The following is a 12,894-nucleotide window of genomic DNA, read 5'->3' as shown; positions in this document are numbered from 1 at the left end:
AACTATTCTAGTTTAATTTGTTCAATTAAATTTAGAGTACTAATAAATATAGGTTGTTGGTTCATTTTACTTTTTAGCCAAGCATAGAAGCTCATAACAAAAATATCTTCTTGTTTAGCTCCAATAAACTCAAATGAACTTTCAACTTTATTAAAAAAATCTTTTGTAGTAATAATTTGGGGGTTTTTATAATAAACTTCTACAAGTTTTAAAAAATTGATAACTCTAAACTGTTGTATGTTTTTTAAATAAGTATAATGTTTTCTTTTGAAACTTAATAGTCTTGATTCAAATACATCAATGTTTCTTAATTCTAGGTGTAATAAGATTTCGATTAGGTTTTTCTTTATTGTCCATTCAATTCCATTTTTATCAATATACCATTTATCAGAGTGGTAGAATTTTGAAAATAATTGACTTGCTTTTTTTAGTTGATTGTTTTGAAAATAAAACATGATCAGACTTAGATGAACATCTAAAGCAGTTTTAGTTTCGATATTTTTTTTGGTGATGACATTCTCTAAGATTTGTATGGCTTCACTTTGATTATTAGTGTAATTCTTGTTTAAAGCAAAAAGAAGTAAATAGTTAAACTTAAAATTGTTGTAGTACTTTTTTTTGTTTAATAGCATATAAGTATGCATGAGATTTAAATAATAAATAGATTTTTCAAAATTTTTATTTCTAAATAAAGTATTTGCTATTAGGTAAAGTATTCTGATATGATAAAATAGTTGTTTATTATTTTCTTTTTTGTTTTCTAGTTTTTTATAAGTACTTATTAAAAATGATTCTACTGATATAAAATCTTTAGTAGCAAAAGCAGAAATGCTAACTATAGTTATTAGTTGATATAATGATTTAAATGACATTGAGTCGTTAATACTAATATTATGCTCTTTAAAAATAGAACTAGTTATTGTTTGAAAGTCTAGAAGGTTTCCATTTTTCTGATTAACTTTTTTTAAATTTTGTCTAATTTTAGCATATACTATATTTAACTCTTCTTGAAGAAGCTGATTTTTCTGGTTCTCTTTAAAGGAATCAATTATTTCATTAATGTTAATGGTTGGAATTGTGTATGCGTATTGTATTTTAGTGTGATATATTTCAGTTAAAATTGTAAAAAGTTGAAACTCTCTTGCTACTAGTTCTGCTTTATCTAGTATTTTATATGCTGCTTTATAATTTTTATGCATAAAGAAATCTCTAGCTACTAAAATATATTTTACTAATTGTATGTCAGTTGAATTCTCACCTTGTAATTTATTGGCGGCAATAAAATCAATTAAAGAGTTGTATAATCTTTGTTTAAGTGTATAATAAGCATCTTTTTTTAAGCTACCATATAATGTTTCACAAATAATCTTTGTAGAAGTTTCACCTTTTAAGATGAGTTTAAACAAATCAACATTCTTGGTGTCTTTTCTCTTGTTCTTTTTTTCTAAAAAAATAATAAATTTTTGCTGTTCATCGGTAGAGAAAGAAGAAATTATTATTTCGATATTAGACATTATATAGTTGGTTTAATTTTTATTTTTCTCTGTAAATATAAGGTTAATTGTAATTTTTACGTAGAATATATCATTAGTTTTTGTGTAATTATGTTTTTTTTATAATTAGATCAATTATCATTTTTGTAGCATATTTAAAAATAAAAAACATGAACAATCAAGTAGAAGGTTTTGAAGATAAAAACAAAACAAAAAGAAAGAAAGAGAAAATAAATGAGGTATTTAATCAAAAGCCAACATCAGCTTTTATCGGTGCTTCTTGGTCAGTATTATTAATAGGTATTTCTGCTTATTGTATTGGGTTATGGAATGCTGATATGAAGTTGAATGAAAAGGGGTATTATTTTACAGTATTATTGTTTGCTCTTTTCTCTGTTATTTCTGTACAAAAATCTGTAAGAGATAAGTTAGAAGGGGTTAAAGTGACTGAGATATATTATGGAATGAGTTGGTTTACAACTATTACTTCTATTGTTTTATTGGTGATTGGACTTTGGAACGCTGAGTTATTGTTGAGTGAGAAAGGATTCTATGGTATGTCTTTTACTTTAAGTCTTTTTGCTGCTATATCAGTACAAAAAAACACAAGAGATATAGAATATATTAAAATAAATTCACAAAATGAATAAAGAAGCGAAGATATTTACCTTATAATAAATCGCTATATGATTAGCTTGTAAAAGTTAAAATTAAAAAGAGGCAGTCCCCCCGGATTACCTCTTTTTTTTTCAAACTAACTACTAATTTATTTACTAAAAATGAAAATTAAATTTTAAATTATAGTTTAAAGATATTATAGATATGTACTAAAAGAATTGCTTTTTAGTTAAAGGAACCAAAAGTGTAGATGAATGATTAATTTTAATAAGTGAATAAAAAAAATCTAAGGATTAAAGTAAATAAAGCAGTACATTTATCTACGTAACAATAACTTCATGAAAAAATCAACATTATTAATAATACTAGCGTTTTTCTCAATTTATGTAATTTGGGGATCTACTTATTTGTTTAATAAAATTGCTGTAGCTGAAATACCGCCTTTTTTATTAGGTTCTATGCGTTTTACTTCAGCAGGTATATTAATTATGATTATAGCGAAAGCTATGAAAAAAACATTGAAAATAACCAGAAGCCAATTTTTAAACTCAACTATAGCTGGTTTTCTTTTTTTAGTGTATGGGAACGGTGTTTTTGTTTGGGCGTTAAGATATGTAGATAGTGGTTTTGCTGCTTTATTAGCTTCAACACAACCATTATTTGTGTTGTTTTTAATGCGCTTAATTGATGGTAAAAAAATGCAAAGAAAATCAATTATAGGAGTTGGTTTAGGGGTTTTAGGTATGTATCTATTGGTAAGTCAACAAGAGGTTTCAAATACAGAAGGAAGTATTTTGGGGATTTTTATGATTTTTAGCTGTGTACTTAGTTGGAGTTATGGTAGTGTTTTTGTTTCTAAAGCAGATTTACCTAAAAACTTTTTTGTAAGTACAGGGTATCAAATGTTGATAGCTGGTTTTTTATTATTTGTAGCTAGTTTAGTATTTGGAGAAACTTGGAATCCGCCTACTAACTGGACTTTTAAAACTCAAATATCAATGGTACTTCTTATTATATTTGGAGGTATTGTAGCATTTACGGCATTTAATTATTTATTAAAATCTGTTTCTACAGAAAAAGTAGCCACATCAGCATACGTGAATCCAGTTATAGCATTGTTTTTAGGATGGTATTTTTTAGATGAAGAATTAACAACACAATCAATAGTTGCTTCTATTATATTACTTACTGGAGTTTATTTTATTACTTCAAGGAAAAGAATAGCAAAACTTAAAGTTACCACCAAACCACAAAAAATTTAATTAATTCACCATTACTTTTTTTTAACCAACAAAGAGGCGAATTTTGTTCTGACATAAATATTGTTAGTTCTTGTAAAAATGACGAATGTGTATGCCAATTAACATTCGTATGAGGTATAATAAGCCAATCGTGTTTTTTGGGAATAAAAAATTTACAATCTGAAAATTGAAATAATTCTTTTGTAGAACAATAAAAACCATTAATACATTGATTGTTTATTAGTAAATATTCTTTCTTTATGTCTTTAATAGGAACAAATAGTTGTGCTTTAAAATATATTTGCTGTTTAATTTGATTAATAGGTAGACTTAATTGAGCTAAATATTTTTTACACTCTTCAGAGTAGAGTAGAGGTAGTTGTTTTTCTTTGAGTTTTGTTAGTTTTTGGTATAAAGAATCATTTCTGTTAGGGCCAATCCAATGGTAAATGTCACTCGATCCTTGAGAAGAGTCATATAAATAGAATTTATATATTATTTCTAAATGAATAGAAGTGTTGTTTTGAGTAAGTAAACAATCTAATTCTCCACGGGTAATTTTTTCTCGTTGTATTTGAATGTTTTCTGCAAGTATCTTAATCGAATCTTTTTGTTCTAATTCGAAAGAAACAAACCGTTCTACTAATTTACCGAGCCTAAGTTTCTTTTCAATGGTAGCAGAAAAAGAACTTGTGTTAGAAGTATTACTTTCAAACTGCATCAAATCAAAAACACCTTTTCCATGCCATAGAAAAGGTGTTTGTATAAATCCTTCGTATTGTAATTGCAAATCTTTCGATTTTTGATGCATAAAATTATTCTTTAATGCCTAGTTTACTTAATACTAATTTAGTAATGTCATAACGATCGTCAATATAAGCAAATTCATTTCCATTAGTGGTTAAAACTTGACTATAACCATTAGCTTTAGCTACTTCTTTAACAATCTCATTTAACTTTCTATATAGTGGGCGCATATATTCATCACGGCGAAGTTGCATCATAGTGCTACCGTTTTTACGGAACTTTGCCATATCTTGTTCTATAGCTGCTAATTCTTGAATTTTTGTCTTTCTGTCATTATCAGTAATGGTTTTTTCTACTTTTTTAAAAGCTTCTATTTTTGATTGGTAAGTTTTAGCTTTTAATTGAAAAGAAGAGTCTAATTCTTTACTGTAATTTTCAAGTCTTTTTATAACACTTTTCATTTGAGGCATTTTACCAATAATTAAATCGCTATTAACAGTACCTACTTTAGTTTGAGCACTAGCTAATCCGATAAAAAAAATAGTTATAAAAAAAGTGATTTTTAATTTCATGTTTTCTCGTTTTCAGCAAATATATAAAAGTGAGTGAGGTAGTAATCTAAAAAATAGTTAAAAATTTATTTTAATGAATATAAAACCATTAATTTTTCTTTTGATTAAGTACGTTTAAGTCGGTTAAAATTGAGTTAACTTTAAAAGAAGAGGTTTTTTGCCAAAGTAACCAGCCTTTGTCTTTCCAAACATTTGGTACTTTGGGTTGTTTTTTAGAATCATAATCAGCTACCCATAGAGGATATCTGCTAAAGAGTTTATTAGTTAAGTATTCGTTGGCATAATAATAGCTTGAATATATTATAGGGCGAACTCCTGATAAATTTTCAAGATGGGTAATAAAAGCTAGTAAATTTTTTTGAATAGTGCTTGCATTAGGAATAGAGTTGGTACTCCCACTTTCAATATCTACTATTGGAGGGAAATCGTTAATATTTCTATCTTTAATCCTACTCCAAAAATACTCAGCTTGTTTTACAGGTGAATCTTCAATGATGAAAAAATGGTAAGCTCCTCTTTTTAAATTCATTTTTTGTATTCGTAACCAATTTAATCGAAACATAGGGTCAGTTAAAGTTAAACCTTCTGTAGCTTTGCATATAACAAATGAAAGACTATCAGGAAGAGAGTGGTTTAAAACATTTCCATTCCATCTTGAAATATCTATTCCGTATTTTTTAATAGCAACTTTAGTTGGAGTAGTTATTATTGGTTTTTTATGTGGGATTATGGAATCGTACTTTTGTAGTAATTGTTGTGTTTTTTTGTGATGATGAGTGAAAAATAAGCCTGTTAAACATAGTAGTAAAAAAGCGGGTATAAGGCTTAGTAAATGAAACTTATGAAAAAAGTTTGTTTTTGGTTTAATGATTTCTTCTGTTTGAGGTTCAAAAGATTTTATAAGCTCAAAAATACGATCGGATATTAATAGTTTTCCAATCATGTTTTTAATAATGAAAAAACTATCATTAAATTCAATTCCTTTATAAAGTACTACACCGTTTTTATTTTTAATTTCTTCAGGTTTTATACTATGTAAACCTTCATTATTTAAAACTAATTTTTTGTTTTCAATTCTAGGGTTAATAAACTCATCACTTATAAAGCTTACTCGTTCTCTTACATAATGATTATTTCTGAATATAGAAATATATCCATGTGAATCTAAATAATTTAATACAGTAACAAACTGACTAAATTCTTGAATGGCAGTTTTTCTTTTGTCAACATCATCAAAAATTTCAACTGATAAAAAATACATTGCGTATTGTTCATTTAGTTGTATAATAATTGCTTTACCTTCAGATTTGTTAAAGAAGATTTTTTCCAAGATGTTTTTTACATCAGTAATCTCATTAATAGGAGACTTACTAATTTCTTGTATAATTTTCTTTTCAAAATCATTAAAAGTTTTCATTTAAATAAAGGACTTTCTAGGAGTGTTTTTAAATTAAAATAGTAAGTAGCGTTATATTTAACGCTACTTACTTAAAATATATAAAGTTCTATTTAATAGTTTATTATTCCATTTTTAGTTTTAAAACGTAACCATGGAAAGCTATTAATTAAACTATTCATCAGAAGCACCAGAACTGTCAGAAGTGCTTGATGTGCTAGAAGTACTACTAGTACTATCATCAGCGGCACCAGCCTGATTGTATTTGTTTGGATAGTATTTTGCTAACCAAGCTCTTGCTATTTCAGATTGACTTATTGGTTTTAAGTAATAGTTTACAGGTACACCAAGGTTATCACCACCTTCAATACATTTATTCACGTAATCTTCTAATGCTGTCATCATAGAGTTAGTATCGATAATTTGATTTTGCCCATCATCAATATCTGATACACCACTAAGAGTTGCTGCAATAGTAGCGTTTTTAAGCTGAATCATTTGTTCGCCAGTTCTAGCAGCAGTTGCAGCTTCACCTATAGTGTTATTTTCACTAGCAGTAGCTCCTTGTAAAGTAGCTAGCTCTTCCATAGATTTTTGAGGATCAAAATCAGTAAAGCTTTTAACAGCCATTGCTACTTGATTTGATTTAATAGAAGGTATTATACCCATAGTTATAAGGGTAGCATGTGAAGTAACGTTTTGTGTGCTTAATAAATTTTTAGCACTATTAGAAAATGAAGAACTTACTCCAAAACCACCAGTACCAGAGGCAAACCATCCACCAATATCAAATGTTTCTTGCATAGAAGCAGCAATTGATTCCATACTTTGACTAGACTGAGATTCAGTAGTATTTAACACATGTACCATACCAACAAAAGATGATCCATAAGTTGCTCCTGACAAAATATTGAAAGAGCCATCTTCTTTAGTGTCAGATTTAGCTTCTATAGCTGCAATTGAACCAGGGTCGTTAGTCTTAATCATATTGTCTGGGTTCATACTGTTCCATACTCTAACAGCTTTATCAACATCAAGTATATAAGGTGCAAATACTTGAGCATTTTTATGTGTACAAGTAATAGTTACCACTAATGTACCAGCAATACTATGGCGTGAGTGTTGACTATTCATTTGTGTTTGAGCAGAAGCTGAAGCTTGAGAAGATCTTCCTTCTCCAAAAATACTTAATGATTCACTAACAAAAGCAGAAACTGTTGCTGCATGACTAGCTGAGCTCTGAGTGTTTTGATCAAATGAAAAATATTGACAGTTCATTTGTAAAGAGTCAGAAGAAATAGCTAATTTTTTTAACTGACTTTTATTGTAGTCAATTGGACTTTCAACACTTTCGTTAACAGCATTCATTTTAGACTTTAAAGGCTGTATTTTTTTCTCTGATGCAATTTTAGCTTTAGCATATGCAACCACTGCTGTTTTTATTTGATCTCCTACTTGTTGAGATTCTTGAATAACTTCATCAGCATCTATTCCCATACCAATCATTTCTTGGATGGTCATGTCTATACTTCTCTTTAACGCTATAAGTGAATTCATTTCACTTTCAGCAGCATCAGCAGGAGTTTGTAATTTTGAAATTTGAACAATGTTTTCTAATTTTTGTTTAGAAACAATATTTCCTAAAACTAAGGAAGGGTCATATGGAATTGTAGATGGCATATATATAGTTTTATTTTAAGTTTGAATACGTAAAATTATTGGTAAAAAAATAAAATATATAGCCGAATTCCTTTAGAAATACAAATTTGAGAACAAGCGTAACTTAATAAGGAATTAAAGCGCCAAAATAATAATTAATATGAGATGTAGAAAAAAACAAGATGCTTTTTTATAAAAAAGAATCAATTTTATTTATGATTGTTAAATGATTTTCTTTAAAATCAAACCAATTAATATTTGGATCTTTTCTAAACCAAGTTCCTTGGCGTTTAGCAAATCTTCGCGTATTTTTTTTAATTTCCTCTACCGCAAAACTTAAAGGAAAATCACCATCAAAGGAAGAGAATAATTCTCTATAACCAACTGTTTGCAATGCGTTTAAATGTTTATGTTGATATAAACTTTTTGCTTCTTCAAGTAATCCAGAATTCATCATAATGTCAACACGTTTGTTTATACGGTTGTACATGATTTCTCTATCAGCTGTTAAACCTATTTTAATACTTTTAAAATTACGAAGTGTTTTAGGTTTGTTTTTAAAAGAAGAATATGTTTTGTTAGTGCCAATACAAATTTCTAAAGCACGAGTTAATCTGTGAGGATTGTCTATAGCTATGGTGTTAAATGCTTCAATATCTAGTTTTTCTAATTGTTGTTGAAGGTGTTCAATTCCTTTTTCTTCTAATTGTTGTGTTAAATCTATTCTAATTTGTGGATCAACATCAGGAAAATAGTCTAAGCCTTTTAAAACAGCGTCTACGTATAAACCACTACCACCAACCATTATTTGAATAGGTTTTTTCTTAAAAAGTGTATCTAGTTTAGCTAATGCCTCTTTTTCAAACTGACCTACATTATAATCTTCAAAAATGCTTCTGTTTTGAATAAAATGATGAGGCGCAGATGCAAGTTCATTGTCATCAGGAACTGCAGTTCCAATTTTCATTTCTTTATAAAATTGACGAGAGTCGCATGAAATAATATCACAACCAAAGTGCTGTGCTAGTTTAATACTTAAAGCAGTTTTACCTATAGCGGTTGCGCCAACAATAGTAATTAGAGTATTTGTCATTAATTGTGTAATTTACTACCACAATGATTACAGTATATGGCATCATCATTATGGTCTCCATGAGAACAATTCGGGCACGATTGAGTGTTTAGGTTTACATCAAAAATTTTAGTCATTTCAGAAGTAACAATACCTGTAGGCACAGCAATAATTCCATATCCTAATACCATAATAATACTCGCAACAAATTGACCAAAAGGAGTGTGGGGAGCAATATCTCCATAACCAACTGTGGTTAATGTTACTACAGCCCAATAAACACTTCTAGGAATGCTTGTAAAACCATTTTCACCTCCTTCTATTAAGTACATAATTGTACCAAGAATCATACATAAAATAAGTACAAAAAAAAGAAACACCGCTATCTTAGCTCTACTTGCTTTTAATGCTTTTATAAAATTATTTGACTCTCCAATAAATCGAGCTAGTTTTAAAATTCTAAAAATACGTAATAAACGTAGTGCTCTTAAAGCAACTAAACTATGGGTTCCTATAAAAAATATAGAAAGATATTTAGGAATAGTTGATAAGAAATCAATAATACCATAAAAGCTAAAAATGTATTTTGATGGTTTTTTTATTGAGATTATTCTAAGAATATATTCTATGGAGAAAAGAATGGTTAAAACCCATTCTCCAACATTTAAGATGTTACCATATTTTAATTGAATATCATCAACACTTTCTAACATAACAAAAAGCACAGAAGATAAAATAGCGATTAATAAAATAATATCAAAAAACTTACCACCACGCGTGTCAGCTTCATAAATAACTTCATGAAGTTTGTCTTTCCAATTTTGTGGTTGCTTTTTCAAAAATGATTTTTATTTATTTAATAGTATAGCAAAAGTATGTTTTTGAATTTGTGTAGCCAAATTTTGTAGTTGTTAGAAGAGAGAATAACAATTTAAATATTGGTAGATTATAAATCTATTTTTACGTTATAAGCTTCTAAATCTTTAATATAATTATTGGGTGTAAAATGATCACTGTCAAATTCCTCTTGTCGATTTTTTTTCATTTCAATACGTTTAATTGCCTTTAAAAAACGTCTCATTTCAATATCGTCATTAATAATAATTCCAGGAACAGAAATCCCTTGGCCATCTTCGTTTTTAGAAACCATAGTAAAATAAGAAGAATTACAGTGGTTAACTTTCCCTGTTTGAATATTTTCAGATTCTACACGAATTCCTACAACCATTGAGGTTTTCCCTACATAATTAATTGAAGCTTTCATTGTTACCAGTTCACCCACCTCTATTGGATTTAAAAAATCAACTGTATCAACAGAAGCAGTTACACAATAAGTACCTGAATGTTTTGAAGCACAAGCAAAAGCAATTTGATCCATTAAATTTAGAATATAACCTCCATGTATTTTACCACTAAAATTAGCGTGTGAAGGAAGCATAAGTTCAGAAATCGTAATACGAGTTTCTTCTACATTTTTAAAATTATTTTTCTTTTGTGTCATTTGTAACTCCTCTAAAATGTGGCGATTGTTCTTCTTCTACCTTTGTGATGAAATATTTAGTATCTCCTAACCAAAAAAAAGTACTAAAACGTTCAGTGTAATGTACTTTTACATATCGACCTTGGTATTTTTGTAAGTCTTTAATTACTTTCTCATTTCTGTCTTCTACAGAAAAAGCAAAAATTTGTGCTCCAGATATTCCTTGACTAATTTCGCCCTCCCATGTTTTTATAGCAATACCTTTATAACTAATTTTTATAAGTTCACCTGAACGTACACCTTCACTATAAGGAACAAAGTATATAAATGCATAGTATAATCCAGCAATTAATGTTATTATAATTAATATTAAAGCAAGTATTTTCTTCATAAATATATTTTATGATGTAAAGATAAATATAAAAACTATAGGTAGGGTTTTTTGTATTGGAACTGTCGTATAAATAATGTTTTTATGTATTAATTTAATGATTGATAATAAATTAATTGTAATTAACGTATATTACTAACGACTTAAACTAAATATTAAAAATCCAATAATTATGAGGAAAGACTACTTTTTTAAATTAACACTATTTTTAATTCCTTTATTAGGCTTTATGTTTATTTCTTTTTCAGGAGGAAGGGATAGTGCTTTTTCAAGCTCTCCAGGAGATTCAAATAATAATTGTACTACTTGTCATGCGGGTACAGCAACAGCTGCAAACTTGTCGGTAACAACAGATATACCAGTAACTGGGTATGAGTTTAATACAGAATACAATATAACTGTTACAAACTCAGGAGGAGGAACTAGAAATGGATTTCAAGTAACAGCAGAAAAAGATTCGGATAATTCTAAAATAGGGACTTTTGCAGCTGGCGGTGCAGATACAAAAGCAGTTAACAGTAATTCTAGAGCAACTCACACTAGTTCAGGTAATAGTCAAAGTACATGGAGTGTGAAATGGACATCGCCTTCTAGCGATCAAGGAAAAGTAACTTTTTATGCAGCCTCAATATCTGGTAATGGAAATGGAAATACTGGTGGAGATGCTACATTTACAGGTAAATCAGGATCAACACCTTCTTTAGGTGTAGATGATGCAAAATTATTAAACTTTAAAATGTATCCTAATCCGGTAGGAAATGTTGTAAAGATAGATTTACCTTCAGACACAAGAGAAGCTAAGGTACAGGTATATGACTATACTGGAAAATTATTGAAATCGGAGAATGTATCTTTACTTCAAAAAGAAGTTAATATTGAAGAGCTACCAATAGGAATGTACTTATTAAAAATAATTTCTGAAGATAAATTAGGAGTAAAACATTTTATAAAAAAATAACGAAAATAAAGGACTATTTTTCTAACCGATTGTAATTTTTACAATCGGTTTTTTATTGTAAGTTTGTTCATCTTCAAAAATAAGAATAATGAATTATATTTTATTTGATGGTGATGTACGAAATGCTTTATTACCATTTACATACACTAAACCTGTAGCTGACTTAAGAGTTGGTATTTTGACTATTAGAGAGAAATGGGAGAACTTTTTAGGGGGTACAACCACTACAGTTACTGAAGAGTATTTAGAAGAGAAGTACCCAATGGTTGAAATGGAAGAAAATGTATTAATTAATGCTTCTTTTTTACCAACAGAAATATTGATTGAAAATATTAAAGGTTTAAAGCCGAATCAAGCAATATTTAAAGATGAAGATGTAATAGCTTTTTATACTACGGATACACAAGAAGAAGTTGATTTTTCAAGATATGAAGCTATAGAGTTTGAAGGAGAAGTATTACAAATTAAAAATACTTGGGATATTTTTTCATTAAATGCGAAAGCGATAAAAGCTGATTTCGATTTAATAACAGAAGGACGAGAGTCTGAACCAATTCCAGAAACAGTTAATTGTATAAACAAAGAAGATATTTTCTTAGAGGAAGGAGCTAAGTTAACTTTTGCTACTTTAAATGCAACTAATGGACCTATTTACATAGGTAGGAATGCAGAAATAATGGAAGGTTGTGTTATTAGAGGAGGATTAGCAATGTGTGAAAACTCTGTTTTAAAAATGGGAGCAAAAATATATGGAGCTACTACATTAGGTCCATATTGTAAAGTAGGAGGAGAGGTGAACAACTCAGTGCTTTTTGGGTATTCAAGTAAAGGTCATGAAGGTTATTTAGGTAATTCAGTACTAGGTGAGTGGTGTAATTTAGGAGCAGATACCAATAATTCTAATTTAAAAAATAATTATGCTGAGGTTAAATTATGGAATTATGAAACAGGTAGATTTGCTAAAACTGGGTTGCAGTTTTGTGGCCTAATGATGGGAGATCATTCTAAATGTGGTATCAATACAATGTTTAATACAGGTACAGTAATAGGAGTGTCTGCTAATATTTTTGGTAGTGGTTTTCCTCGTAATTTTGTACCATCATATAGTTGGGGAGGAGCATCAGGCTTTACAGAGTATAAGACAAATAAAGTTTTTGAAGTTGCTGAGGTAGTAATGAAAAGAAGGCATATAGAATTTGATGATCAAGAAAGAAAAATTCTTGAGCATGTTTTCGAAGAAACTAAACAATATAGAAATTATTAAAAA

Annotated in this window: 13 protein-coding genes; 4 read left to right on the top strand and 9 right to left on the bottom strand. The window is 28.6% G+C overall.

What is annotated here, in order from left to right:
- Positions 1-2: 2 nt before the first annotated feature.
- Positions 3-1,514, bottom strand: coding sequence for a hypothetical protein (locus ACKTTQ_RS15970; RefSeq protein WP_299136158.1), 1,512 nt, complete (start codon positions 1,512-1,514; stop codon positions 3-5).
- Between the two features lie 149 nt (positions 1,515-1,663).
- Between ACKTTQ_RS15970 and yiaA the strand changes: the two genes are divergently transcribed.
- On the top strand, positions 1,664-2,143 hold the full coding sequence (gene yiaA, locus ACKTTQ_RS15965; protein ID WP_093870815.1) for an inner membrane protein YiaA: 480 nt from the start codon (positions 1,664-1,666) through the stop codon (positions 2,141-2,143).
- 306 nt (positions 2,144-2,449) lie between these two features.
- Positions 2,450-3,373, top strand: coding sequence for an EamA family transporter (locus tag ACKTTQ_RS15960; RefSeq protein WP_408049783.1), 924 nt, complete (start codon positions 2,450-2,452; stop codon positions 3,371-3,373).
- Here ACKTTQ_RS15960 and ACKTTQ_RS15955 read toward each other — a convergent pair.
- From ACKTTQ_RS15955 to ACKTTQ_RS15920, 8 genes are all read right to left on the bottom strand, one after another.
- Positions 3,348-4,163, bottom strand: a complete 816-nt coding sequence (locus ACKTTQ_RS15955) for a DUF1853 family protein (protein WP_408049782.1) — start codon at positions 4,161-4,163, stop codon at positions 3,348-3,350. The genes ACKTTQ_RS15960 and ACKTTQ_RS15955 overlap by 26 nt on opposite strands.
- Before the next feature lie 4 nt (positions 4,164-4,167).
- Positions 4,168-4,671 (bottom strand): OmpH family outer membrane protein, encoded by a 504-nt coding sequence (locus ACKTTQ_RS15950; RefSeq protein ID WP_093870818.1) that lies wholly within the window; start codon positions 4,669-4,671, stop codon positions 4,168-4,170.
- Between the two features lie 88 nt (positions 4,672-4,759).
- A complete protein-coding gene (locus ACKTTQ_RS15945) occupies positions 4,760-6,088 on the bottom strand; it encodes a glycoside hydrolase family 25 protein (protein WP_093870819.1) in 1,329 nt (442 codons plus the stop codon).
- A gap of 153 nt (positions 6,089-6,241) precedes the next feature.
- A complete protein-coding gene (locus ACKTTQ_RS15940) occupies positions 6,242-7,747 on the bottom strand; it encodes a hypothetical protein (protein WP_408049781.1) in 1,506 nt (501 codons plus the stop codon).
- A 169-nt stretch (positions 7,748-7,916) separates the two neighbouring features.
- On the bottom strand, positions 7,917-8,819 hold the full coding sequence (gene miaA / locus ACKTTQ_RS15935; RefSeq protein WP_093870822.1) for a tRNA (adenosine(37)-N6)-dimethylallyltransferase MiaA: 903 nt from the start codon (positions 8,817-8,819) through the stop codon (positions 7,917-7,919).
- Entirely contained in the window at positions 8,819-9,637 is an 819-nt protein-coding gene (locus tag ACKTTQ_RS15930; RefSeq protein ID WP_408049780.1) for an ion transporter, read from the bottom strand. Before ACKTTQ_RS15930 ends, miaA begins: the two co-directional genes overlap by 1 nt.
- 107 nt (positions 9,638-9,744) lie before the next feature.
- Entirely contained in the window at positions 9,745-10,299 is a 555-nt protein-coding gene (locus ACKTTQ_RS15925; RefSeq protein WP_093870824.1) for an acyl-CoA thioesterase, read from the bottom strand.
- Positions 10,280-10,669, bottom strand: a complete 390-nt coding sequence (locus tag ACKTTQ_RS15920; protein WP_093870825.1) for a 6-phosphogluconate dehydrogenase — start codon at positions 10,667-10,669, stop codon at positions 10,280-10,282. Before ACKTTQ_RS15920 ends, ACKTTQ_RS15925 begins: the two co-directional genes overlap by 20 nt.
- 172 nt (positions 10,670-10,841) lie before the next feature.
- On the opposite strand from ACKTTQ_RS15920, the gene ACKTTQ_RS15915 reads away from it, so the two are divergent.
- Together ACKTTQ_RS15915 and ACKTTQ_RS15910 are read left to right on the top strand one after the other, a co-directional pair.
- Positions 10,842-11,627: a choice-of-anchor V domain-containing protein gene (locus ACKTTQ_RS15915; RefSeq protein WP_093870826.1), complete on the top strand. Its 786-nt coding sequence runs from the start codon at positions 10,842-10,844 to the stop codon at positions 11,625-11,627.
- An 88-nt stretch (positions 11,628-11,715) separates the two neighbouring features.
- Positions 11,716-12,891, top strand: coding sequence for a GlmU family protein (locus tag ACKTTQ_RS15910; protein WP_093870827.1), 1,176 nt, complete (start codon positions 11,716-11,718; stop codon positions 12,889-12,891).
- Positions 12,892-12,894: the final 3 nt, after the last annotated feature.

The sequence above is a fragment of the Tenacibaculum halocynthiae genome (genome assembly GCF_964512825.1).
Lineage (GTDB): Bacteria > Bacteroidota > Bacteroidia > Flavobacteriales > Flavobacteriaceae > Polaribacter > Polaribacter halocynthiae.
This window is presented reverse-complemented; position numbering and strand designations above follow the sequence as displayed.

Bases quoted from the DNA above. Each gene is read 5' to 3' on its own strand.
- yiaA (WP_093870815.1), top strand. From the start codon at position 1,664: ATGAACAATCAAGTAGAAGGTTTTGAAGATAAAAACAAAACAAAAAGA.
- ACKTTQ_RS15915 (WP_093870826.1), top strand. From the start codon at position 10,842: ATGAGGAAAGACTACTTTTTTAAATTAACACTATTTTTAATTCCTTTA.
- ACKTTQ_RS15940 (WP_408049781.1), bottom strand. From the start codon at position 7,747: ATGCCATCTACAATTCCATATGACCCTTCCTTAGTTTTAGGAAATATT.
- ACKTTQ_RS15910 (WP_093870827.1), top strand. From the start codon at position 11,716: ATGAATTATATTTTATTTGATGGTGATGTACGAAATGCTTTATTACCA.
- ACKTTQ_RS15920 (WP_093870825.1), bottom strand. From the start codon at position 10,669: ATGAAGAAAATACTTGCTTTAATATTAATTATAATAACATTAATTGCT.
- ACKTTQ_RS15970 (WP_299136158.1), bottom strand. From the start codon at position 1,514: ATGTCTAATATCGAAATAATAATTTCTTCTTTCTCTACCGATGAACAG.
- ACKTTQ_RS15925 (WP_093870824.1), bottom strand. From the start codon at position 10,299: ATGACACAAAAGAAAAATAATTTTAAAAATGTAGAAGAAACTCGTATT.
- ACKTTQ_RS15955 (WP_408049782.1), bottom strand. From the start codon at position 4,163: ATGCATCAAAAATCGAAAGATTTGCAATTACAATACGAAGGATTTATA.
- ACKTTQ_RS15945 (WP_093870819.1), bottom strand. From the start codon at position 6,088: ATGAAAACTTTTAATGATTTTGAAAAGAAAATTATACAAGAAATTAGT.
- ACKTTQ_RS15950 (WP_093870818.1), bottom strand. From the start codon at position 4,671: ATGAAATTAAAAATCACTTTTTTTATAACTATTTTTTTTATCGGATTA.
- miaA (WP_093870822.1), bottom strand. From the start codon at position 8,819: ATGACAAATACTCTAATTACTATTGTTGGCGCAACCGCTATAGGTAAA.
- ACKTTQ_RS15960 (WP_408049783.1), top strand. From the start codon at position 2,450: ATGAAAAAATCAACATTATTAATAATACTAGCGTTTTTCTCAATTTAT.